Raw genomic sequence first — 23,118 nt, forward strand, 5'->3', positions numbered from 1 at the left:
ATTCCAGCTCTGGTGGGTAGGAACGATCAGGCCGAACCTGCGTGACGAAAGACGAGCGCGCCGGGCCGGCGCGCTCGCTTGAAAACGTCGGCGGTTACAGCTTTGCCGCCGCCTCGATCTGCTTCTGGCTCCAGCAGGTGCCGGGCGCGAGGTCAGCCTTGGTGCGGGCGCGTTCCTGAGTGTAGAGGTAGCGCGCCTTGTCGCCCGGCTTGTCGCTGCCCTGCAGCAGCAGCTTGATCGCGGTGACGACGTCCTGCGACTGGCGAGGCAGTTCGCTGGTGACGATGGCGCCGAACGTGCCGTCCTCGAGAAGCTTGCAGTCGATCTCTTCGCCGCCGCCGGTGGTGACGAGGAAGACCTTGCCGCTGAGGCCGGCGTCGCGGATCGCCGCCGCCGTGCCCTGCGCGGTCGCATCCCAGAAGTCGATGATGCCGCAGACGTCGGGGTTCTGCTGCAAGAGCGTCGTCGCGGCGTTGCGCGCCGTCGTGGCGTCCCAGTTCGAATCCGGCTGGCCGACGATCTTGAACTCGGGGTTCTTGGCCAGAACCGCCTGCACGCCCGCCCACTGATCGAGGCTCGAGGCGTTGACCTGGTCGCCCTGGATCACGCCGATCTTCTTGCTGGAATCCGGGCCGCAGCCCTTGATGACGGCTTCCGTCTCCAACTCGCCGAGACGCTTCCAGTCGGAGCCGGCGAAGACGTCGGAGGCGAAGTTCGACGGGTTGTCGAGCTGGATGACGAAGATGCCGGCGTCCTGCGCCCGCTTGTACAGGCGGCTGTAGGAGTTGATGTCGGGCGACTGGACGATCAGCACGTCGGGCTTGTTGGCCGAGGAGATCAGGTCGGTGATCGCCTGCGCGCCGGCATCGACGCTCCAATTGGGATCGCGGGTTTCCCAGATACCGCCGAACGCCTTGACCTCCTCGCCGATGAAGTGGTTCCAGCCCTGGGCGAGATCGAAGCCCATGGTCATCGGAACCAGCACGACGCGCTTGCCCTTCAGCGCAGCCTCATAGGCAGCCGGCCCAGGGTTCGTGGCGTCCTCGGCCGAGGCGGCGAGCGTTGCGCCACCCAGAATGGCGCTGGCCGACAGGGCTGCCAGCAAGCCTCGTTTCCAGAAGTTCATGTCCAGTCCCTTTCTCCCGTTCGGCCAGTATCTTGGCCATTCTTGAAAGTATTGAATTTCAGATGTCGCCCTGCTGGCTGGTCTGCTCGTCGCGCGGATTGAGCTTTCCGTCGAGGATGATCGCAGCCAGAAGGATCGATGCCTTGATGAGGTTCTGATAGATGTTGGGCAGGTCGAGGATGGTCATGCCGTTGAGCAGGATGCCGATCAGCAAAGCGCCGACCAGCACGCTGCGCGTGCCGCCCTTGCCGCCCGAGAGCCCGATGCCGCCGATCACCACCACCAGCACGACGTCGTAGAGCAGGGTCGAATTGACGATGCGGGTGTTCATGCTCTGCAGGCTGACCGCCGTCGCCAAGCCCGCGAGCCAGGCGAGCAGCGCGCTCACAATGTATTGCAGCACGGTCAGCGGCCGCACCGCGATGCCCATGGTGCGCGCGGCCTGGTAGTTGTCGCCCATCCAGTAGATGAACCGGCCGAACTTGGTGTAGCGCAGGAACAGCCAGCCGATCAGCAGCGCGCCGCCGAACAGCCAGACGTCGAGCGGGATGCCGGCCGGGCGGGCCTGGCCGAGCGACAGCAGCGCCGAGGCGTCCTTCGGGATGTAGATCACGTCCTGCGCCAGCACCTGCGAGCGGACGAAGCCGAAGACGAAGGCGCTGGAGGCGAGCGTCGCGAACAGCGCCGGCACGCTGGCATAGGCGACCAGAAAGCCATTGGCGGCGCCGATCGCCACGACGATGACGAACACGATCGCGCTGGCGGCGGCGAGGCTCCAGCCATGCTGCAGTAGCTCCAGCTGCAGCGCGGCGGAGACGACCATGACGGCGACCATCGAAAGGTCGATGCCCCGGCCGATCACCACCAGCCCCATGCCGATGGCAAGAATTCCCAGCACCGAAATGCTGCGCACGATGGCGATGAAGTTGGCGGGCGTCCGAAACCCTTCGAGCGTCAGCGCAAAGCTTGCGAACAGGAATAGAGCCAGGATCAGGACGATCCGTTCCTGCGTCAAAGACTGGAGAAATCCCCGAGAACGCGCCACGATGCACTACCTTTCACGAGCCGCAAGCGACCGTGCCAGATCGGAACCACGCGATTCTTCGAACGGGATGATCTCGGTAACGTCTAGCTTTGCTCCCTCATGAATAGACATTCCGCCGGATGCTTTGCAGGCCGGGATTTCCAAGTTTGTCTGAAGTTTGAGATTATTTTTGCAATAGATCGACGGCGCGAACGCTGCGGAAAGCGATCGCCGGGGCAGGATATGCATCCCTGAGCCTTCCAGGCCGATCGACCTGCTCCACCATCATCCTGAGGTGCTTCGCGTAAGCGAAGCCTCGAAGGAGGCTCCAGCGGGGCACTCCGGGTTGCCGGCGAAATCCGTCTCGCAGTCTCGATCCGGGCGTTCCCTGGATCCTCCTTCGAGGCCCGGCTTCGCCTGATACCTCAGGATGATGGTCGAGTTTAGGGAATGCAGTTCGCCAGAAGGGTCTGGACGCCCAAACACTGAGGTGCCCGAGCGCAGCTCGGGCCTCGAAGGGTGCACGGTCGCGGTGCCATCCATCGATGGCACGGCCGCTCTGCGGGCTTCGAGACGGCCCCGCGGGCCTCCTCAGCATGATGAGGCTGTGCTTTGCAGAGGCCTCCTCAAAGGGAGGGGGCGGGAGCCGGCTCTAGCTGGTGACCTCGAATTCCGGGTCGACCGGAATGCCGAGCGCCGTGACGATCCGGTTCGCCTCGGAAGCCATGCCGATGACGGCGATGAGATCGCCGTACTGGGCGTCGGTCATGCCCTTGGCGCGCGCCGCCGCCGTGTGCGAGTGGATGCAGTAGCCGCAGCCATTCACCGTCGAGACGGCGACGTAGATCAGTTCCTTGGTCAGCGGATCGAGCGCCGAAGGCGTGATCATGACCTCCTTCAGGCCATTCCAGGTGCGTTCCAGCGTGGCCGGATCATTGGCGAGGCCGCGCCAGAAATTGTTGACGAAATCGGAGCCGCGCGTCGCGCGGATATCGTCGAACACTGCCTTGACGCGCGGCGACTGATCGACGTCGGAATCCGTCCAGAGCTTTACCGTTGCCATGATGTCCACTTGCTTGAGGGTCGCGCCGTCGCGGGCATGCGCGGGCGGTTCGCCATCGGAAGACGGCGCTCCCCCCAGCAAGCCTCATCCCGCGCCCCGGTTCAAGCCGATCGGCGGCGCTTTGGCGACGACGCGTCGCTAGAAGAAGCCGCCGGCCTGGGGAACGTCGGTGCCGTTCAAGAGCTGATCGCCGACCACCTGCGCCTTATAGGCGAGCGGGTTGTGGCTCAAGATGGTGCGGATGTTGCGCCAGTGCCGGTCGAAATTGTAGCGGCGCGAGGTCGCCGACGCGCCGCCGACATTGAAGATCCGCTCGGCCGCCGAAAGCGCGATCGGGCCGAGCGCGACCTGTCCGGCCGCGACCGTCACCGCCGCATGCTCCAGAATCCGGTGCAGCTCGACATCCTCGCGCTGGATGGCGGCGAAGCTATCGTCCAGCGTGCGGGCGGCATGCGCCGTGAGCTGATCGGCCACCTGGCTCGCTGCCGCGATCTCACCGATCTCGGCCTGGATGAAGAGATCGGTCCGGGCGCTGCCGGCCGGGCTGTGCGTCGTCGGCCGCGCCTTTTCCCGCGCATGCTGGACCGCGTCGGCGAGCACGTCGCGGACGATGCCCGCGATGCAGGCGGCCAGGAACAGCTGGCGGAAGGTCGAGGCGTGCCGCGCGGCCGGGCTCGGCCCGCCGGCGCCGGCGCGCCGGACCTCCTGTTCGTGCACGGCAACATTCTCATAGAGGATGCTGCCGCTCGCCGTCAGCCGCTGCCCCATGCCGTCCCAGTCGTCGAGAATGGTGACGCCGTCGCGGCCGACCGGCAGCACCACGCGAGCGGGATTGCCGTCCTCGTCCAGCGCGCTGGTCGAGAAGATGTCGGCGTAGAGCGTGCCTGTGCTGTAGAACTTGCGGCCGTTCAGGCGGTAGCCCTCGCCGTCGCGCGAAAGCCGCGCCGAGACCTCGGCCGGTCGCGGCGTCTCCAGCTCGGTATGCGCACCGCCGAAGAGAACCCCGGCCAGCGCCTTCTCCGCATAGTCCCGCGCCTCCGGCGAGGCCGGGTTGGCGAGCGCCGCTTCGCCCTGGTTGAAATGGGTACGGAGCGCGTGGGCAACGTTCGAATCCGCCGACGCCACCGCCGTGATCGCCTCGATCAGGTCGGCGATCGATCCCCCCGGCCCGCCCAGGCCGGAGGGAACGCGCAGGATGGTGATGCCGGAGCGGCGCACCGCGTCGAAGGCCGCGAAGGGCAGCTCGCGGTCGCGATCCCGCTCGGCAGCGCCCACCGCGATGGTTGCCACCAGTCGCGGCAGGCCGGCGAGGATCTCCGCGCGGTCGACGGTATGCGGGCGCGTCGCCGGCCCGGTGGAAGCTGCCGAACTCACTTGAGATGCGCCCCGAGGATCCGCTTCGCATTGCCGGAAGCGATCAGCGCCTGCTCTTCGGGCGAGAGCCCCGCATCGGCGAACACCTTCTCCAGGATGGCGCGGCTGCCACCCGGCCAGATCGGCCAGTCGGTGCCGAAGACGACGCGTTCGGCGCCCAGGATGTCGACCAGGAGCCGCACCACGGCCGGCTCGAGACCCATGATGTCGAAATAGACATTGGGCCGGCGTCCGGCGGCGCGCGCTTCGGCGCTGTACTCTTCGGTCTCGCCCGCCGCCAGCACCAACGCGCCGGCGCCGATCGCCGTGAAAATGAGGTTCAGGTCCGGCAGCTCGTCGAGCACGCCGCTGCGCAGGATAGAGAAGAAGGCAGCCCCGTTGATCAGGCCGCGACCAAAACCATAGGCCGGCTCGCCGCCGCCGGCGCGCAGCGCCTCCGAATTCGGCGCGCCGACCGGATGCACCAGGACGGGAGCCTTGAGCCTCGCCGCGACCTCCAGCACCGGTCGCACCGCCTCGATGCCCGGGAATTTCTGGTCGCGCGAGGAATCGATGACGATGCCGACATGGCCGAGCTCGGTGATGGCGCGCTCGGCTTCGCGCGCGGCGACCTCGCCGGCGAAGGCATCGACGGTGGCGAGCGCCGCGAGCTGGCCCGGATGGCTGGCGACCGTCTCGGCGAGGAAATCGTTGATGCCGCGAATGGCGTCGATATCGGTCGGCCCTTCCGTGCCGAAGAAGCCTTCGATCGTCGCGCTGAGCAGGCGGAGCTTGACGTCGCCTTCCCGGCTTTCCTCGGCGAGCAGGCCGGGATTGGTCATCCGGCTCCAGCGCGTGGTGCGCGTCTCGCGCTCGGCCTCGGTGAGTTCGGCCGGCAGCTCCGGCTTCCAGCTGGTGGGACGGATATGGGCGTGGACGTCGATGATGTCCCAGGAAGAGCTAGCCATGTGTTAGGTCCGATCCGAGTTTGGTTCGAGAGAAGAATTCAGGTCGACGAGCGCCTGCAGGCGGCCGGCCACGTCGGCCGAGAGGCGTCCGTTCAGGTGGTAGTCGGCGACGAAATGCTGGCGCCAGCGGGCGGGATCGTGCAGGGAGTGAACGCGCGCATTGCGCCAGAAGCGGCTGATGGCTTCCGGCGGCTCGTTCTCGTCGCCGATGAAATCGGCCAGCTCGTTGCCGACCTCCGGTCCGAAGGCGTAGGCGAGGCTCTTGGCTTCGTCGACGGCGATCGCCGTCTCGACCAGAAGCGCCTCGTCGCGGAGATCGAGCAGCGAGCGGTCGATCAACCGCGCGGCGCGCAGAACCAGCGCGCGGGCCGCGGCGCTGCGCGCCTCGAGGACGCCGAGACGCTCGCCCAGCCCCCGCGCCGCGATGAACTCGGGCGCGGCACGGGCCGCGAGACGCGTCGCGCCGGTCGCGCCGCCGGCGGCGATCGCCGCGTGGATCAGCTGGCTGCCGGCGAAGAGCGCGGCGAGCAGCGCCGGGTTCGCGCCGTCGCGATGGATGACGTGGTCGGCCTCGACATAGACATTGTCGAGCACGGTGGTGCCGCTGAACGTCCCCCGCTGGCCGAACGCGTCCCAATCGGCCTGCACGTCGAGCCCCTCGGCGTCGCGATCGACATAGGCAACGAGGAAGCGTCCGTCGGGATCGACGGCGATGACCGGCACGACATGCGCCGTCAGCGCGCCGGTCGAGAAGAACTTCTTGCCGTTGACGCGGTAGCCGGCCCCGTCCGGAACGATCGACGTGACGATGTCCCGGCGCGACTTCCGCCACGGCTCGGCGAGTGCATTGCCGAAACGCGCGCCATCCAGGATGCGCGGATAGAAATAGGCCTGCGTCCGCTCGCCGGCATGCTGGATGGTGTCGACGAAATCGTAGTGGTTCTGCGGCACCTGGGCGAGCGACACGTCGGTGGCGCCGAGGATGAGAAACACCTCGATCAGCGTCTCGAACGGCAGCGCCGCGCCGCCATGGCTCTTCGGCACCTGGATACCGAGCAGCCCCGAGGCTTCGAGCGCGCGGAGTTCCGCGACCGGCACGCGGCGTTCGCGGTCCACCTCCGCCGCGCTCCTCGACCACAGTTCGGCGAGTTCATGCGCGGCGTCGATCGCCTCGGCATGGGAACGGATCCGTCGCGCCGGAGCGACGGCGGGGCCTTCGGAAGGTCGATAGGTCATAATAGTCCTAACCCGCCGCGCGCTGCGCCTTCGCGCGCGCCGTGTGGATGTTCTCGGGCGCGGGAACGCCGTAGTGATCGCGCAGCGTCCGGCCCTCATACTCGGTGCGGAACAGGCCGCGCTTCTGCAGCACCGGGACGACATGGTCGGAGAAGGCGGCGAGCCCGTCCGGATAGACGTCCGACATGATGTTGAAACCGTCCGCAGCGCCGGCTTCGAACCAGCCCTGGATGTGATCGGCGACCTGCTCGGGCGAGCCGACGACGAGGCGATGCGCGCCGCCGCCCTGGGCGATGATCTCGCGCACCGTCAGCCCCTCGCTGGCGAGGGCGAAATTGGCATCGGCCCAGCCGCGCGAGCCGGGCGCGGAGCGGATGCGCTCCAGCAGATGCGCGGGGACGGGCTTGTCGAGTTCGAGCTCGGATGGCGCCACGCCGAGCCGCGCCGCATAGCGCGGCAGCTGCTTGTCGATGCCGGCGATCTCGTCGAGCTCGCGCTTGCGCGCCCGCGCCTCGGCTTCCGTGCCACCGATCACCAGCGAGATGCCGGGCAGCACCGCGACGGTGGCGGGATCGCGGCCATAGGCGGCAGCGCGGCGCTTGATGTCGGCGTAATAGGCCTGCGCCTCGCCGAGCACCTGCTGGATGGTGAAGACGCCCTCGGCGAACCGCGCGGCGAGATCGCGGCCCTGCGGCGAGCTGCCGGCCTGCACCAGCAGCGGCCGCCCCTGCGGCGAGCGCGGCACCTGCAGCGGGCCGCTCGCGGCGGCGTATTTGCCGACATGGCCGGTCTTGTGGATGCGGGCGTGGTCCGCGAAGACGCCGCTCGCGGGATCGGCGACCAGCGCGTCCGCCTCCCAGCTGTCCCAGAGCTTCAGCACGAGATCGACGACTTCCGCCGCCGCGGCATAGCGCTCCTCATGCGGGGGAAGCTGGGCGAGCCCGAAATTGGTCGCGGCGCGCTCGTCATAGGTCGTCACGATGTTCCAGCCGACGCGGCCGCCGCTGATGTGATCGAGCGAGAGGAAGGCGCGCGCCAGATTGTAGGGCTGGCTGAAGGTCGTCGAGTTCGAGACGATGAAGCCGATATTCTCGGTCGCCAGCGCCATCGCCGTGGTGAGCACGATCGGATCGATCGTCCACATCGGCGCGGTCGCGGGATCCGGATGGATGGCGAGCGCGTCGGCCAGGAACACGGCGTCGAGCTTGCCGCGTTCGGCGATCCGCGCCACCTCCTGGAAATGGGCGATATCGACGGTCGCGAGCGGCCGGCCCTGCGGCGAGCGCCACGAGGCCGGATGGGCGCCCGAGCTCTGGACGTTCACATTGATGCGAAGCTTGCGTTGGGTCATGCGGGAAGTCTCAGTTTTGGCTGGCGAGCGCGGCGGGCAGGGTCCGGTACGTCCGGCGCCGGTCGGCGAAGAACTGCCAGTAGCGGTGGAAGCCGAGCGTCTCGGACGCGGCGCTGGCGCCCAGAACCTCGATGATGCGGCTGATCTCGGTGCGGCCGACATAGGCGGCGAAGTTGCGCGCCAGCACGATTTCGGAAGGCACATCCTCGGCCGAGGCGGTGGCGGCACTGGCCACGGCCGCCTCGAACAGTTCGTCGAGCGCCGAGAGGCTGCTGATCAGGACGCCGAAGGTGCGCAGCAGATGCGGATCCTCGGAGCCCCGCTCCACCCCAGTCCCGGGCCAAGGCCGCGTCCGCTCCCGGGCGTGGCGGCGCGCCTTGTCGGCAAAGCCGCGCAGCACGCCGGCCTCGATGGCGAGATCCTCCAGCGCGCCAACGAGCGGCGACGGCGGATCGAGCCGGACGAGATCGCCCACGCCCTCAGGTGACGCGGCGGTCGCGGCGGCGCGCAGGCCGCGAATATGGTCGGCGAGGGAGATGTCTTTCGCGAGCGCGCGGGGACGCTCGGCGAGATCGGTATGGGTCATGGTCAGGCGGCTCGCTTCTTGCCGGGAATCGCGTCCAGAAGGGCGCGGGTGTAGTCGTGCTCGGGCCGATCGAAGATCGCGTCGGTGCGGCCTTCCTCGACGAGGCGGCCGGCCTGCATCACGCCGACGCGCGAGGCGATCTGCCGGATGACGGCGAGGTCGTGCGAGATGAAGAGGTAGCTGAGCCCGAATTGCTGCTGCAGCTCGCGCAGCAAAGCGAGGATCTGCGCCTGCACGGAGACGTCGAGCGCCGAGACCGCCTCGTCGCAGACGATCAGCGCCGGCGACGGGGCGAGCGCCCGGGCGATCGCGACCCGCTGCCGCTGCCCGCCGGAGAGCTCGGAGGAGCGCCGCGTCAGCACGCTGCGCGGCAGTTGAACCTGATCGAGAAGCTCCAGGACGCGCCTTGCCCGGCTGGCGCGATCACCGATGCCGAAGCCCTGCAGCGGTTCGCCGACGATCTCGCCAATCGAGAGGCGCGGATCGAGCGAGGCATAGGGGTTCTGGTAGATCGGTTGTACGAGCTGGCGGTAGCGCCGGTGCCGCGCCCGATCGAGACCGCCGATCGCCTGCTCCTCGAAGAAGATCTCGCCCGAGGACGGCCGGGTCAGTCCCAAGGCCATGCGCGCGAGGGTGGATTTGCCGGAGCCGGATTCGCCGACGAGGCCATAGGTCTCGCCCCGCCCGATCGACAGGCTGACCGCGTCCACCGCCGTGAACGACGCCGCGCCGCGCCGGTCGCCGCCAAGCGCGAAGGCCCGCGACACGCGCTCGACCCGAAGCATCGGCGCGCCATCCGAGGTCGCGGGCGTGCCATAGGGCGCGGTGGGCGTGAGGCCGGGCGCGCTTTCGACCAGCAGCCTGGTATAGGCATGCGCCGGCGCGGCGAAGACGCGTCCCGCCGGCCCCTCTTCGACGATCTCGCCGTCCTTCAGCACGACGATGCGGTCGGCCCGGTCGGCTGCCAGCGCCAGATCATGGGTGATCAGCAGCATGGCGATGCCGCGCTCGGCCGTCAGCCCGGCGATGTCGTCGAGGATCTGCTTCTGCACGGTCACGTCGAGCGCCGTGGTCGGCTCGTCGGCGATGATCAGCCTCGGCTCGGCCGCCAGAGCGCCAGCGATCAGCACGCGCTGCCGCATGCCGCCGGAGAGCTCGTGCGGATACTGGTTCCCCCGCTGGTCGGGATCGCGGATGCCGACGCGCTTCAGCAGCGCGATCGCCTCGGCCCGCGCCTGCCGCTTGTCGGCGAGGCCGTGCACGAGAAGGGCTTCGGCGAGCTGGTGCCCGATGCGCCGGAGCGGGTTGAGGGCCACCATCGGATCCTGCGGGATCCAGCCGAGCCGCCGCCCGCGCACCCGGTTGAACTCCGCCTCGCTCAGCCGGGCGAGGTCCTGCCCCTCGAAAACGATCTCGCCACCGTCCAGCACGGCCGAGCCCGGCAGCATGCCCATAACGGCGCGGGCGATGGTGGACTTGCCCGAGCCGGATTCACCGACCAGGGCTACGACTTCGCCGGGGTTGACGGTCAGCGACGCCTGCCGGACGGCGCGATGCGCACCGGCGCCGAGGCGATAGGAGACGGAGAGATTGCGGATTTCGAGCAGGGGCGAGGCGTTGCGCGGGTCGGCCATCAGAACGTCTCGCCTCGTTTGCCGTCGAAGGACCGGGCGATGCGGTTGACGGAGATCACGGTGGCGGCGATGACGAGCCCCGGCATGGTGGTGAGCCACCAGGCGTTGCGCATGTAGTCACGGCCGCCGGCCACCAGCAGGCCCCATTCCGGCGACGGCGGCGGCGCGCCGAAGCCCAGAAAACTGAGCGCGGAGACGTTGAGGATGGCCATGCCGACCTCGAGCGTCGCGAGCACGAGAACCGCGCCGGCCGCGTTCGGCACGACGTGGCGCAGCAGCAGATAGGGCGCGGAAATGCCGGCGAAGCGCGTCACCTCGACATAGGGCAGATGGCGCACCTTGAGCACCTCGGAGCGCATCAGCCGGGCGAAGGCGGCGACCGAGCCGATCCCGACCGCGATCGCAATGTTGACCGTGCCGAAGCCGAGCGCGTTGATCACCGCGAGCGCGATCAGCAGCGTCGGCACCGCCAGCAGCACGTCGATGACGCGCATCAAGACGTCGTCGACCCAGCGGCCGAGATAGCCCGCCACCAGGCCGATGGCCGATCCCGCCACCAAGCCGACCAGCACGGCGGCGACCACGGCCCTGACGGTCTCGCCGGTGCCGTAGACGACGCGGGTGAAGAGATCGCGCCCCATATGGTCGGTGCCGAACCAGTGCTCGAGGCTCGGCGCCAGCAGGCGCTTGGCGCCGACGCCGCGCAGCGGATTGAGGTCGGTGAAGGACTGGGGCGATACCGCCGCCAAAAGCACCAGCAGGACCAGCACCCAGGCGACGACAAGGCCGGGCTCGCGGATGCCCCGCTTGAGCGCGCGCCGGGCGAGATCCCATCCGCCGGCGAAAGCGGTCGTGTGCCATGGCGCCTTGGCGACGTGCCCGGAGGTCCGGGCGCCCTGATCGAGCGAGCTCATCGCACGGTCCCCACGCTGTGGCTCGCGCGACCGGAGCCGATGTCGATCCGGGGATCGATCAGCGGATAGACGAGGTCGACGAGGAAGTTGACAGTGACGTAGACGAGGGCCGCAAACAGCACGGCGACCAGCACGACCGGCGTATCCTGATAGGTGACCGCCTTGACGGTGATCAGCCCGATGCCGGAGCGCGAGAACACGGTTTCCGCCACCACGGACCCGGCGATCAGATAGCCGCTGGTCGTTCCCATGGCGGTTACCACCGGGACGAGCGCGTTGCGGAGCGCGTGGTGGAACAGGATGTGGCGGCGGCTGGCGCCGCGCGCCCGCGCCGTGTCGACATAGGCGCCGGAGAGCGCCGTGGTGAGGCCGCGGATCAGCACCTGCGCGATCACGGCGCCGGCGGGGATGGCGAGGACGATGCCGGGCAGGATCAGGCTCGCGAAACCATCATTGCCCAGGCCCGGCAGCAGGTTCCACTGGAACGAGACCACCTGCAGCAGGAGCAGGCCGATCCAGAAGGACGGGACGGAGACGGCGAGCGCCGGCACCGACAACAGGAAATCGGCGAGCGGCTTCCAGCGCACCTGCACGGCAAGCAGCGCCAGGGCAAAGCCGAACACGAGCGCGAAGACGAGGGCGACGCCGGCGAGCTTCAGCGTCTCCGGCACGCCGGCGGCGAACACCCGCAGCGCGTCGCCACCCGTCTGCGCGGAGACGCCGAAATCGCCATGCAGCGCCTGCCAGAGGGCGCGGCCATATTGAACCAGCGCCGGCTGGTCGAGCCCCATCTCGGCGCGCAGCCGGTCGACGGCTTCCTGGTTGAAGCCCGCGCCGCCGGATTCCGCCCCGAGCTTGCTGAAGACCCGGTCGCCCGGCAGCACGAACAGCAGGAAGAATGTCGCCGTATAGGTCGCCCAGAGCACCAGCAACGCATGGGCGGCCCGCCGCAAGGTGTATCTCAACACGCTATGTTCCAGCCGAGAAGGAGTGCCAAGAGGGGCGCCACGGGGAGTGCAGGAGGCCGGTGACCGGCCTCCTGCCAATCAATCAGCGAGCGAGCCAGACGTCGTAGAGGATCTGGTTCGGGCCGCCGGTGCCGCCGGCGCCGAAGCTGGAGCCGTGGACGGCGGGCGCGTGGAGCCAGAGCTGCACGGAATCGAAGATCGGCAGGCTGTAGGCCTCGTCGACGACCAGCGCCTGGATCTTCTCGACGATCTCGCCGCGCGCCTTCGGATCCACCGTCGCGCGCTGTTCGTCGAGCAGCACGTCGAGCGGATTGCCCGGCTCGAGCCACAGGCGATTGGCCGTCTTGGTCGAGAAGATCTGGCGGATGGCGTCGGGATCAGCGAGCTCGCGCGCCCAGCGATGCAGGTCGTAATCGCCCTTCAGGAGCGCCTCGTCGAAGGCGCCAGCCGTCAGCGGACGCAGCTTCAGCTCGACGCCGATATCGGCGAGCTCCTGCTGCACCACCTCGAGGAAGGCCTGGTTGGCAGGGGCCGCGAAGAACGACACGGTGATCGAGAGCCGCTGCCCGTCCTTCGCGCGCACGCCATCGCCGCCGACGACCCAGCCGGCCTTGTCGAGAATGGCGCGGCCGGCGTCCGGATCTGGGCCGAGCTTGGCGGCCTGATCGAGGAAATAGCCGGAATTCGCGGTCAGAAGACCGGTCGCCGCCTTATGGAAGCCGCTGAAGGCGAGGTCGACGATTTCCTGGCGGTTCAGGGTGATCTGCAGCGCGCGGCGCACCTCGCGATCCCGGAGCACCGGGCTCTTGGTGTTGATGACGAGCTGCGTGGCAACGCCGTGATAGGGCGCGCTTTCCACCTCGAAGCCGGCCTTCTCAAGCGGCGCGATGTCGTCGAAGCTGACGTTCTGGACGAGGTCCACCTGCCCGCTCTGCAGCGCGCCGCTGCGCACCGTGCCTTCCGGGATCACCCGGTAGACGACCTTGTCGAGATAGGCAGGGCCCTTGTGAGCGCGAAGCTCGGAGGCCCAGTTGTAGTCCGGGCGCTTCACCAGCGTCGTCTGCTCGTTGAACACGACCTTGTCCAGCACGAACGGACCGGTGCCGATGACGCCGGCGAAGCAGCGCTCGTCCGGCGTCTTCGCCAAGGTCGCCGCTGCGACGATGCCGAATTCGGCGGCGGAGGTCGCCTGCAGGAAGGCGACGTTCGGCGCTTCGAACTGGATGCGGATGGTATAGGGATCGTCCAGCGTCACACTGGTGATGCCGCGCAGCGCCGCGGCGCCGGTGGCGCCCGGGATCTTCGACAGCGTCTCGATGTTGCGCTTGACGATATCGGCGTCGAACTTGCTGCCGTCGCTGAAGGTCACGTCATCGCGCAGGTGGAAGACGTAGGTGGTCGCGTCGTCGGAGATCTCCCAGGACTTGGCCAGCCAGGGCACGATCTTGGTCGGATCCGAGTAGCTCTGGTCGGTCAGGGAATCGACCAGCTGGCGACCGTCGACCGAGCCGTAGCCGTAATTGTTCTGCTGCGGATCGATGCAGTCCGCCTGGCGCTGCAGGCCGACGGTCAGCGTTCCGCCCGGCTTCGGATCGCCATGCGCTAAGGCGGCCTGGCTCATGGACGCGGCCAGCAGGGTCGAGCCGGCCAGCGTTAGAAATGCCCGGCGCAGCACGGAAGAGCGCGGATTTTTGTCCAACGCAGTCATACTTGATGTCCTTGTTCTTGGCTGCGCAGGTGGATGCCCCCGGAGCGCAATAGTCTACTAAGTCTATCGACTTTGTAATGAAATAAGGAGGCACGCGGCGCGTCAAGCGGCGGGCCGGCGCCGCTCGATTTTGTTTGACCACGAACAGAAAGAAACGGTCGTCAAAGCCGGAGGAAGGAAAAGCCCGGCACCCAAGCGGGGCGTCCACGCAGGCAGATTGTCGCCCCAGCGTTTCAAAATAAAAACGCGCCACAAAGGGTCCGGCGAGGCACAGGAGGCGCGCCGACAAGGCTTCCACGCAAGGTCCGGCCGCCGACCCGCGCGCCAGCGGCGAATCCGAGTCGGCCGCACGACCGGATCCATTCCGATGGGGGCCTCGCCCGCACTAGGCATCGCCGTGCAGGGCGGGAAGCGGGTTCTCGCGCCCCCGCTGGCGGAGTTCCGGCGCTACCTCCGGAGGCCGAGAATGTCCTCGGCGCAAAGTCGACCCAATAGCGGCGCAAGGATCACGCCGGGGTGAGCGACCAGCGCATACAGGCCTTCGATCTTGCCGGCAAAACCGCGGAGAGGCGTTCCATCCGCGGTCATCGGACGTTGCGCGGCGCCAATGGAGAGAAGAGGCAGCGGCGCCGCGACGCCAAGCAAATCGGCGACGGCGGCGGCGGTCTGCGCGGCGAGCGCGGTAAGGCCGGCGGCGCCCTCTTCCGGATAGTCGGCAGCCGAAACGAGGCCGCCCCCCAAGGCTTGGCGCAGCTCGAGCTCCTGCGCGCAGAGCAGGTGGCGAAGGACGTTGGCCTCAGCAGCCAATCGAACCAGGACCGCCGGCGACCCATGGATCGGCAGGTCCACGTCCACCGTCTGGGCGAGCTGGCGCGCGCCGTGGCCATTGGCGAGCACGACGAGATCAGCCGGGAGCGTCTGCCCTTCCACCCGGACACCGGTGATCCGGTCTCCTGCGGTCTCGATTGCCTGAACCGTTCCGTGGCGGATGCACGCACCGGCGGCCTGCGCGCCTGCGGCCAGCTGGCGGGCAAGGATGGCCGGCTCCAGGGCAAAGTCGTCGGGCGCCCAAGCGGCAAGACGCGGCGGCGCGGCAAGTGCCGGCTCCTTTTCGGCGGTCTGGCTGCGCGAAAGAGCCTCCATCCGTGTGCCGGCCGCGCGGTGCTCGGCGATCATCGCCCCCGTTTCATCCTCGGTAGCGCCCCAGAGAAGCGCCCCGCGCGCAGCAATCGGCAAGGAGCCAAGGTCGCGCTCCAAGCGGGCGAACGCCTCCAGCGCCTTCCGCCTCAGCGCAAATGCCTCGGGGTCACTGGACGGCGTGCTCGCGCTGGCGCCGACCCATCCAAACGACAAGGCGGTCGCCGTGGCGCCGGAGGCAGGCGAGCCCTCCATCAGCGTGACTTCCCCGCCAGCCTTCGCGAGATGCCACGCCGCCGAAGCGCCCATGACGCCGCCGCCGACGACGATGATCCTGCCCTTGCGTGTCATGATGTCGATTGGAGCCTGTTTCAAATTCGCGGGTTCGCCGCTTTTAACTCTGCCTGCGCCCTTTCTTCCAGCGCCGGCCCTCACGCGCAAACGGGTCGCGATCCAGCGCCCTACTCCGGCGTCGAAGACATCCGGCCTATTCCAAGACAACGTCCATGCAGGCAAGGGGATAGTCAGCCGGATAAATCGGCGTCCAGTCCGCGGCCGTTGCACCGCTTCGAAATTGTCGATCTGAGGGAAATTGGGACCCGTCGGGTGTTTTGATCGCAGGACCAAGTTGAAGCGATCAAGGCCGTCAATCCAGCGGCGGCATCTGGCTGCAACCTCGACCATATCCCGCGCTACCTGTGCTGGCGGGTGCTCCTATGGCACGGTTTGGCAAGTGAAACGACGCTGCCTCAAGCACCTATACTTGCGTAGCGCGTCGTTGCATCAATTTTTATTAGTATTGCTTCAAACAGGTAGGCTATCATCGCAACCTTTGGTTGACAACCGATCGATCGAGCAGTTGCCGGGCCCGACAGCGCCATCCTAGGGTGGTGCGATAGGGGGTGTGCGAGGCCATCTTTCGATGCGCCGTCCCGCGGTTTCGATCCGGACAATGCGCGGGAATCTGCGTCCAACGGCTTTCGTCCCGCTGTCGCCGGGATGATCTCGCCGAAAGGTTGCTCCTCGCCGAAGGAGCGGCGCCGTCCGGCGCCCGAAACGTTCAAATCCATTTCCCCTGAGCTCCGACAGCGAGGCAGGCGGAACACGCCAGCGTTCGATGTTGGCTCCAGCGCGTCGCCCCGGGCGGCGATCCGATCGGTATGCCTGCGTTGTCGAGGGGGCACATGGCGCATTCCAAGAGATATCTGGCGAAACTCGTCGCGGCGGTCGGCCTGGTCGCTGCCGGGAGCGGACACGCCGTTGCGAACGGCGCCGAGACGAACCGGCAATGTCCCGTCCAGGACAAGGGCTACCTCTGGGTCGAGGCGCTGAAGACCTGCATCAAGCCCGGCGGTTATCTCTGGGGCGAAGTCTATTCCAACCGCTATACCGACTATCCCTCGGACGCGTCCAAGGTCTATGGCATCGCGACGCTCGGCCTGACGCTCGGCACCACGACCGAATTGGGTCTTGGCGGGCCTCTGACGACGACGACCGACATACGCTTCCAGTATCGCGGCGCCGAGCCCTATTCGGGCGGACCGTCGGAATTCCAGTTCGAGCCGCAGACGATCACCGCCGCATGGGCCGGCGCGACCGTCGGCTGGCGCGACTCATTCTTCGATTTCTATGGCAATGCCAATGTCCAGGGCACGGATCCGGCGACGATCGGCGACAGCACCAGCCTGCCGCTGGTCGCCTATACCGCCGCCCTGCCGCACGGCTTCTCCGCGACGCTCTCGATCGAGCAAGGCAATTATCGCGGCGGCGGCATCGACCCCGCCGATGCCAATTCGCCGTTCGCCTACGAGCAGAACTCGTCCAGGCCGGACATCATCGGCGCGTTGGGTCAGACGACCGATTGGGGCCGCTATCAGGTCTCGGGCGCCCTGCACCGGATCGAGATCAACGGCACGACACAGACCGGCGGCGACTACCCGTCGACCTGGGGCTATGCCGTGCAGGGCGGTGTCATGATCAACCTGCCCATGATCGCCGCGAACGATTCGCTCTACCTGCAGAGCGCCTATGTCGACGGCGCCATCACCTATCTCGGCCTCGTCAATCCGAGCGGCGATTTTGCGCCCCCGGATGCGTATTACAGCGCCGCGAACGGCCTCTCCCGGGTGACCGGCTGGAACGTCACGGCGCAATACCTCCACAACTGGACGCCGACGCTCAATTCGGCGGTCTTCGGCGGCTACGCGAACTTCAAGCTTCATGACGAGGTCGCCAAGGCCACCTATGGCGGCTCCGGCGGCGACAATTTCAACATCGGCGCCAATCTCGTCTGGTCGCCGACAAGCAACACCTCGCTCGTCGCCCAGTACATCTACAATTACTACGCGGCCAACGACTATGTGAACACATCGAATGGCCTGCCACAGTCATCGCAAAAGGCGCACGAGCTGTTGCTGATGGCGCAATACACGTTCTGATCCGGCGGCTCCGGCTTTCCCAAGCCGGAGCCGTCGTCTGCAAGGGGGCCCCCGGAAAGTCTCCGATCCCGAAGAACGGGATCCCCCCGATCCGAAAGCGGCGACACCAATCCTGTCCTGGGAGATTATTGTGACAGAAAGCAAATCAAGCGCCTCGGTGCGCGGCGATATTCTCGACGACATCTATGCGTCGGAAGATCTCTCGCTGCGTCTGCCGAAGTCAGGCTTCCCGCTTCTCGAGCGGGAGCCGCGCCACGTCTTCGCGGCGGTACGCGACGAGCTGATGCTCGACGGCAATTCGCGCCAGAACCTGGCGACGTTCTGCCAGACCTGGGTCGACGACGAAATCCGCGACCTGATGGCGCTGTCGATCGACAAGAACATGATCGACAAGGACGAATATCCGCAGACGGCCGAGATCGAGGCGCGCTGCGTCGCGATGATCGCCGATCTGTGGAATTCGCCGGATCCGACCGGTACGCTCGGCTGCTCCACCGTCGGCTCGTCGGAAGCGGCGATGCTGGGCGGCCTGGCGCTCAAGTGGCAGTGGCGCAAGAAGCGCCTCGCCGAAGGCAAGCCGACCGACAAGCCGAACCTGATCTGCGGCCCCGTGCAGATCTGCTGGCACAAGTTCGCGCGCTATTTCGACGTCGAACTGCGCGAGATCCCGCTCGAGGGCGACCGGCTGATCATGAGCCCGGAAGAGGTGCTGAAGCGCGTCGACGAGAACACGATCGGCGTGGTGCCAACCATGGGCGTCACCTTCACCTGCCAGTACGAGCCGGTGAAGGCGGTGCATGACGCGCTCGACAAGCTTGAGGCGGAGACCGGTCTCGACATCCCGATCCATGTCGACGGCGCCTCCGGCGGCTTCCTCGCCCCATTCTGCGCCCCGGACATCCCCTGGGACTTCCGCCTGCCGCGCGTAAAGTCGATCAATTCGTCCGGCCACAAGTTCGGTCTCGCCCCGCTCGGCGCGGGTTGGATCGTCTGGCGCGAGAAGACCGACCTGCCCGAGGAACTGATCTTCAACGTCAACTATCTCGGCGGCAACATGCCGACCTTCGCGTTGAACTTCTCCCGCCCCGGCGGCCAGGTGATCGCGCAGTACTACAACTTCATCCGCCTCGGCCGCGAAGGCTACGCCAAGGTCCAGAACGCCTGCTACGCGACCGCCCAGTATCTCGCCCGCGAGCTCGGCGCGCTCGGCCCGTTCGAGATCCTGTTCGACGGCAACAGTGAGGCAGGCATTCCGGCGCTGTGCTGGAAGCTGAAGGATGCGAACGGCATCGGCGGCTATACGCTGTACGACCTCGCCGATCGCCTGCGCAGCCGCGGCTGGCAGGTGCCGGCCTATTCCATGCCGGCCGACCGGCAGGATTTGGTGATCCAGCGCATCCTCGTGCGCCACGGCGTCAGCCTCGATCTCGCGTCGCTGCTGCTCGACGACATGCGCCGCGCGATCGACTTCTTCACCAAGCACCCGGTGGTGAAGCCGCTGACCTCAGACGAGGCGAGCGGCTTCAACCACAACTGACTTCAACACCCTGCATCGAAGCCCCCCGCGACGTCCCCGTCGTCGCGGGGGGCCGCGGCGGGTGACGAAGCCATCCCGGTGGGCAGATCGGACACATGGACAGATCGGACCGGGCCGCATCGCGGCGTGAGCGTCGCTGAACGCGCCGGTTCTTAACCGATGAGTGGCTGGAGGCTACTGTGACAACCGTTGGCGATACCTCGAAAGCGAGCGCGATTCCCGCGCAATCCCGGCAGAAGCTCGATGCCGGCAAGATCACGATCTTCGGCCTGGCGCTTCTGAACGTTACCGCCGTCGTATCGCTGAACGGCCTGCCGTCCGAAGCCGAATACGGCCTGAGCTCGATCTTCTACTACCTGCTGGCGGCGGTCCTCTTCCTCGTGCCGGTATCCCTCATCGCCGCCGAGCTGGCGACCGGATGGCCCGAGAAGGGCGGCATGTTCCGCTGGATCGGCGAGGCCTTCGGCGGCCGCCTGGCGTTCACGATCATGATGATCCTGTTCGTCGAGGTCTGCGTGTTCCTGCCGACGGCGCTGACCTTCGGCGCGGTGTCGATCGCCTATGTCGATCCGAACGAGCAGGTCGCGTCGACCATCGCGAGCAACAAGTTCTTCGTGCTCGCGCTCGTGCTGCTGGTCTACTGGGCCGCGACCTTCATCGGCTTACGCGGCGCGGCGGCCTTTTCGGCCGTGGCGAAATGGGGCGGCGTCATCGGGGTGTTCATCCCGGCGACCATCCTGATCGTGCTTGGCTTCGCCTATGTTCTCTCCGGCCAGGCGCCCGAGGTGACGATCGGCTGGGGCGACGTCATCCCGGACTTCACGAACTTCGGCAACGTCGTTCTCGCGGCCAGTATTTTCCTGATGTACGCCGGCATGGAAATGAACGCCGTCCACGTCAAGGAGGTCAAGGACCCGACGCGGAACTATCCGATCGCCATCATGCTGGCGGCGGCGGGCACGGTACTGATCCTGGTGCTGGCGACGCTCGCCATCGCCTTCGTGGTTCCCCGCAAGGACATCAACCTGACCCAGGCGATCCTGACCGCCTACCATGATCTCTTCGCATGGGCGGGCATCGCCTGGGCGTCGTCCGTCGTCGCCATCATGCTGGCGATCGGTGTCTTCGCCTGCGTGACCACCTGGGTCGTCGGCCCCTCGACGGGCGTGCTGGCGGTGGCGAAGGCCGGCTATCTGCCAAAACTCTGGCAGAAGACCAACCAGCACGGCCAGGCGACCTTCATCCTGCTGCTGCAGGCGGTGCTGGTGACGCTGCTGTCGATCCTGTTCGTCGTGCTGCCCTCGGTGCAGGCGGCCTACCAGATCCTCAATCAGCTCGCCAACATCCTGTATCTGATCGCCTATATCTCGATGTTCGCGGCGGCCATCCGCCTGCGCTACAGCCAGCCGAACCGCCCTCGCCCGTACAGGCTTCCCGGCGGCAATGTCGGCATGTGGATCGTCGGCGGCGTCGGCTTCCTGTCCGCGCTGACCGCCTTCGTCTTCAGCTTCATTCCGCCCGACCAGATCAGCGTCGGCAGCCCTGCGATCTATGTCGGACTGCTCGTCGTCCTCGCCGGCGCGTTCCTGGTCATTCCGAGCCTGATCTACGCCGTCCGGAAGCCGTCCTGGAAGGGCGTCGATCCCGACTTCGCGCCGTTCACCTGGGAGGCACAGGCCGTCGCGCAGTCCAAGGCACAGCAGACCAAGGGAAGGGCAAGAAAGTGACAATCGTGATCGAAAAGAACCTGGTGCAGCAGGCCGTTGCAAAGGCCCATGCGGACAACAAGGCGCTGACCGGCGGCGAAAATGCGAGCTACATCCCGTATCTCGCCTCGGTTCCGTCGGATCTGTTCGGCGTCGCGGTGGTCACCACCGGCGGAGAGATCTTCTCCGCCGGCGACGTGAAATTCGAGTTCGCGATCGAGTCCATCTCGAAGGTCTTCACCATGGCGCTCGCCATGGAGCAGATCGGCACCGATGCCTTCCGCAAGAAGATCGGCGCCGATCCGACCGGCGAGGCCTTCAATTCGGTGATCGCGCTCGAGCTGCACGGCGACCGGCCGCTCAGCCCCCTCGTCAATGCGGGCGCCATCGCGTCGACGAGCCTGGTGACGGCCAAGGACAAGGAGGATCGCTACCAGCAGATCCTCGGCATCCAGAGCGCCTTCGCCGGACGCGCGCTGACGATGAGCACGGAGGTCAATGATTCCGAGCAGACGACCAATTTCCACAATCGGGCCATGGCCTGGCTGATGCAGGGCGCGGGCGCCATGTATTCGGAGCCGATGGACGCCGTCGAGGTGTATACGCGGCAGTGCTCCACGCTGATCACGGCGACGGACCTCGCCGCGATGGGCGCCACCCTGGCCTCGGGCGGCGTCAATCCGCTCACCGGCAAGCGGGTGGTCAAGGCCGCGAATGTCGGGCCCATCCTCGCCGAGATGACGATGGAGGGCCTCTACACCGCCTCCGGCGACTGGGCCTACACGGTCGGCCTGCCGGGCAAGAGCGGCGTCGGCGGCGGCATCCTGGCCGTCGTGCCGGGCCAGATGGCGATCGCCGCCTTCTCGCCGCCGCTCGACCCTGTCGGCAACAGCGTGAAGGCACAAGCGGCCGTCGCCAGCGTGGCCAACACCCTGGGCCTCAGCCTCTTCTCCCGCCCATAGCGCGTTTTCCCGCGTAGCCGGCACCCGGCTCGCGTGAATAAAGCGCGACAAAACAAAGGGTTGGAGCCCTTCATCGTTTTCGTGAAGCGATGAAGGGCTCCAACTGCGAGCGGATGAGCCGACAGCGCACGAACCGGCGCCAACGGCAGATGCATAGACTGCGGAAAGACGACGCAGCGGGCCGGCGCGAATACCCATGCAGGGCCAGCCATAATGATGGCGCGCAGCAGCCCTGCCGGCTGGGCTTCCAAGGGTCTTTCCAAGAGAGCCTCACGACGATGCCGCGTCGGTTCGAGATCGAGCCGATGCCGACGGTCCGCGACTTCCGGCCGTCATTCCGGGATTGGGCCAGCGAGGCCACGGGGTTCGCCCCTCCGCACAGCAAGCCTCCGATAAGGCCGATGCGCACAGCGCCCTTTGCATGCGCGAAAACGATCACACCTCAGACATTCCGCAAGCCAATTCGGCGTTACCTTGCCGCGACCCGGCCTCCGCCCAACGCCAAAACGTCACATTCCGGCGCTTTTCTTGTCATCAGATATTCATTTGACGTTTTCATTTCTGATCGTCATGCTCAATATTGATCAGAGAGAGAGGAAGGCTCACGTGTTGAACACGGCCGAGGAACGTCACGAAAAAATCCTGGAGCTCCTGGGCGAGAAGGGGTTTCTCGACGTCCAGACGCTGGCGGAGCAATTGGGCGTCTCGGGCGCGACCATGCGGCGCGATCTGGGGGAGCTCGACGAGGCCGGGCGGCTGCGCCGCACGCATGGCGGCGCCGTCAGCGTCACGCAGGTCGGGCAGGATCCCGCCAATGCCGTGCGCGCGGTCTCCCGTCAGGCCGAGAAAGCGGCGATTGCGACCGTCGCGGCCGACATGATCGCGGATGGCGACACGGTGCTCCTCGACGCCGGCACGACCTCGCTTGCCGTCGCCAGGCTCCTTGGCGGCCGCAAGGGGCTGACCTTCATTTCCAACGGCGCCGATATCCTTGCCGAACTCATCCGCGCCGAGGCGGAGCGCGTCTATGCGGTCGGCGGGGAATATGTGGCGATCAATCGCTCCTTCCGCGGCGCGCTGGCGGAGAGCTTCATCCGCCAGTTTCATGTCGACAAGCTCATCCTCAATGCCGCAGCGATCGACTTTGATCGCGGCCTGATCTTCACCGGCTCACCGGCGAATGCCGGCGTGCAGCGCGCCATGATCGAGGTGGCGCGCCGGGTGATCGTCGTGGCCGACCATTCCAAACTGGCCAAGTCGAGTTTCTCCGTCACCGCTGCGATCGAGGACGTCGGCGTCATCGTCACGGACGCCGGCGCCCGCACGATCCTCGACGCGGCGCCGGAAGCGCTGCGCAGGAAGTTCGCCATAGCGACCTAGTCGCCACGACCGCTTCGACACCGTCAT

At 67.0% G+C, this 23,118-nt stretch carries 18 protein-coding genes; 5 read left to right on the plus strand and 13 right to left on the minus strand.

Going from position 1 to position 23,118, the window contains the following annotated elements; genetic code table 11:
* Window positions 1–94 precede the first annotated feature (94 nt).
* The 13 genes from AC6HZP_RS23300 to AC6HZP_RS23360 all read right to left on the minus strand — a co-directional run bounded on the left by AC6HZP_RS23300 (window position 95) and on the right by AC6HZP_RS23360 (window position 15,419).
* Window positions 95–1,105 (minus strand): sugar ABC transporter substrate-binding protein, encoded by a 1,011-nt coding sequence (locus AC6HZP_RS23300; RefSeq protein ID WP_497524754.1) that lies wholly within the window; start codon window positions 1,103–1,105, stop codon window positions 95–97.
* A 79-nt stretch (window positions 1,106–1,184) separates the two neighbouring features.
* Window positions 1,185–2,141, minus strand: coding sequence for an ABC transporter permease (locus tag AC6HZP_RS23305; protein WP_497524755.1), 957 nt, complete (start codon window positions 2,139–2,141; stop codon window positions 1,185–1,187).
* Window positions 2,142–2,802: 661 nt separating this feature from the next.
* The gene (locus tag AC6HZP_RS23310) at window positions 2,803–3,213 is read right to left on the minus strand and encodes a carboxymuconolactone decarboxylase family protein (RefSeq protein WP_201401313.1); all 411 of its coding nucleotides are present in this window, start codon (window positions 3,211–3,213) and stop codon (window positions 2,803–2,805) included.
* A 138-nt stretch (window positions 3,214–3,351) separates the two neighbouring features.
* The gene (locus AC6HZP_RS23315; protein ID WP_497524756.1) at window positions 3,352–4,587 is read right to left on the minus strand and encodes an acyl-CoA dehydrogenase family protein; all 1,236 of its coding nucleotides are present in this window, start codon (window positions 4,585–4,587) and stop codon (window positions 3,352–3,354) included.
* On the minus strand, window positions 4,584–5,534 hold the full coding sequence (locus tag AC6HZP_RS23320) for an amidohydrolase family protein (protein WP_497524757.1): 951 nt from the start codon (window positions 5,532–5,534) through the stop codon (window positions 4,584–4,586). The genes AC6HZP_RS23315 and AC6HZP_RS23320 overlap by 4 nt, the downstream gene beginning before the upstream one ends.
* A 3-nt stretch (window positions 5,535–5,537) precedes the next feature.
* Window positions 5,538–6,770 (minus strand): acyl-CoA dehydrogenase family protein, encoded by a 1,233-nt coding sequence (locus AC6HZP_RS23325; protein WP_497524758.1) that lies wholly within the window; start codon window positions 6,768–6,770, stop codon window positions 5,538–5,540.
* A 7-nt stretch (window positions 6,771–6,777) separates the two neighbouring features.
* Window positions 6,778–8,121 (minus strand): LLM class flavin-dependent oxidoreductase, encoded by a 1,344-nt coding sequence (locus AC6HZP_RS23330; protein ID WP_497524759.1) that lies wholly within the window; start codon window positions 8,119–8,121, stop codon window positions 6,778–6,780.
* A 10-nt stretch (window positions 8,122–8,131) separates the two neighbouring features.
* Window positions 8,132–8,707, minus strand: a complete 576-nt coding sequence (locus tag AC6HZP_RS23335; RefSeq protein ID WP_497524760.1) for a hypothetical protein — start codon at window positions 8,705–8,707, stop codon at window positions 8,132–8,134.
* Between the two features lie 2 nt (window positions 8,708–8,709).
* Window positions 8,710–10,341 (minus strand): dipeptide ABC transporter ATP-binding protein, encoded by a 1,632-nt coding sequence (locus AC6HZP_RS23340; protein ID WP_497524761.1) that lies wholly within the window; start codon window positions 10,339–10,341, stop codon window positions 8,710–8,712.
* On the minus strand, window positions 10,341–11,255 hold the full coding sequence (locus tag AC6HZP_RS23345; protein ID WP_497524762.1) for an ABC transporter permease: 915 nt from the start codon (window positions 11,253–11,255) through the stop codon (window positions 10,341–10,343). The genes AC6HZP_RS23340 and AC6HZP_RS23345 overlap by 1 nt, the downstream gene beginning before the upstream one ends.
* Window positions 11,252–12,223 (minus strand): ABC transporter permease, encoded by a 972-nt coding sequence (locus AC6HZP_RS23350; protein ID WP_497524763.1) that lies wholly within the window; start codon window positions 12,221–12,223, stop codon window positions 11,252–11,254. The genes AC6HZP_RS23345 and AC6HZP_RS23350 overlap by 4 nt, the downstream gene beginning before the upstream one ends.
* Window positions 12,224–12,305: 82 nt before the next feature.
* Window positions 12,306–13,931, minus strand: a complete 1,626-nt coding sequence (locus tag AC6HZP_RS23355) for an ABC transporter substrate-binding protein (RefSeq protein ID WP_201401322.1) — start codon at window positions 13,929–13,931, stop codon at window positions 12,306–12,308.
* Between the two features lie 447 nt (window positions 13,932–14,378).
* Window positions 14,379–15,419, minus strand: a complete 1,041-nt coding sequence (locus AC6HZP_RS23360) for an NAD(P)/FAD-dependent oxidoreductase (RefSeq protein ID WP_497524764.1) — start codon at window positions 15,417–15,419, stop codon at window positions 14,379–14,381.
* An 833-nt stretch (window positions 15,420–16,252) separates the two neighbouring features.
* Here AC6HZP_RS23360 and AC6HZP_RS23365 point away from each other — a divergent pair.
* From AC6HZP_RS23365 to AC6HZP_RS23385, 5 genes are all read left to right on the plus strand, one after another.
* Window positions 16,253–17,506: a porin gene (locus tag AC6HZP_RS23365; protein ID WP_497524765.1), complete on the plus strand. Its 1,254-nt coding sequence runs from the start codon at window positions 16,253–16,255 to the stop codon at window positions 17,504–17,506.
* Between the two features lie 130 nt (window positions 17,507–17,636).
* The gene (gene gad / locus AC6HZP_RS23370) at window positions 17,637–19,043 is read left to right on the plus strand and encodes a glutamate decarboxylase (protein ID WP_497524766.1); all 1,407 of its coding nucleotides are present in this window, start codon (window positions 17,637–17,639) and stop codon (window positions 19,041–19,043) included.
* Window positions 19,044–19,222: 179 nt separating this feature from the next.
* Complete coding sequence (gene gadC, locus AC6HZP_RS23375) at window positions 19,223–20,770, plus strand: glutamine/gamma-aminobutyrate antiporter GadC (protein WP_497524767.1); 1,548 nt, start codon at window positions 19,223–19,225, stop codon at window positions 20,768–20,770.
* Window positions 20,771–20,775: 5 nt separating this feature from the next.
* Window positions 20,776–21,711: a glutaminase A gene (gene glsA / locus AC6HZP_RS23380; protein ID WP_497524768.1), complete on the plus strand. Its 936-nt coding sequence runs from the start codon at window positions 20,776–20,778 to the stop codon at window positions 21,709–21,711.
* A 606-nt stretch (window positions 21,712–22,317) separates the two neighbouring features.
* Entirely contained in the window at window positions 22,318–23,091 is a 774-nt protein-coding gene (locus AC6HZP_RS23385) for a DeoR/GlpR family DNA-binding transcription regulator (protein ID WP_497524769.1), read from the plus strand.
* Window positions 23,092–23,118: the final 27 nt, after the last annotated feature.

It is taken from the genome of Kaistia sp. SLG-1, assembly GCF_059699055.1.

Bases quoted from the DNA above. Each gene is read 5' to 3' on its own strand.
- AC6HZP_RS23325 (WP_497524758.1), bottom strand. From the start codon at position 6,770: ATGACCTATCGACCTTCCGAAGGCCCCGCCGTCGCTCCGGCGCGACGG.
- AC6HZP_RS23365 (WP_497524765.1), top strand. From the start codon at position 16,253: ATGGCGCATTCCAAGAGATATCTGGCGAAACTCGTCGCGGCGGTCGGC.
- AC6HZP_RS23340 (WP_497524761.1), bottom strand. From the start codon at position 10,341: ATGGCCGACCCGCGCAACGCCTCGCCCCTGCTCGAAATCCGCAATCTC.
- AC6HZP_RS23335 (WP_497524760.1), bottom strand. From the start codon at position 8,707: ATGACCCATACCGATCTCGCCGAGCGTCCCCGCGCGCTCGCGAAAGAC.
- AC6HZP_RS23330 (WP_497524759.1), bottom strand. From the start codon at position 8,121: ATGACCCAACGCAAGCTTCGCATCAATGTGAACGTCCAGAGCTCGGGC.
- AC6HZP_RS23355 (WP_201401322.1), bottom strand. From the start codon at position 13,931: ATGACTGCGTTGGACAAAAATCCGCGCTCTTCCGTGCTGCGCCGGGCA.
- AC6HZP_RS23320 (WP_497524757.1), bottom strand. From the start codon at position 5,534: ATGGCTAGCTCTTCCTGGGACATCATCGACGTCCACGCCCATATCCGT.
- AC6HZP_RS23310 (WP_201401313.1), bottom strand. From the start codon at position 3,213: ATGGCAACGGTAAAGCTCTGGACGGATTCCGACGTCGATCAGTCGCCG.
- AC6HZP_RS23345 (WP_497524762.1), bottom strand. From the start codon at position 11,255: ATGAGCTCGCTCGATCAGGGCGCCCGGACCTCCGGGCACGTCGCCAAG.
- AC6HZP_RS23360 (WP_497524764.1), bottom strand. From the start codon at position 15,419: ATGACACGCAAGGGCAGGATCATCGTCGTCGGCGGCGGCGTCATGGGC.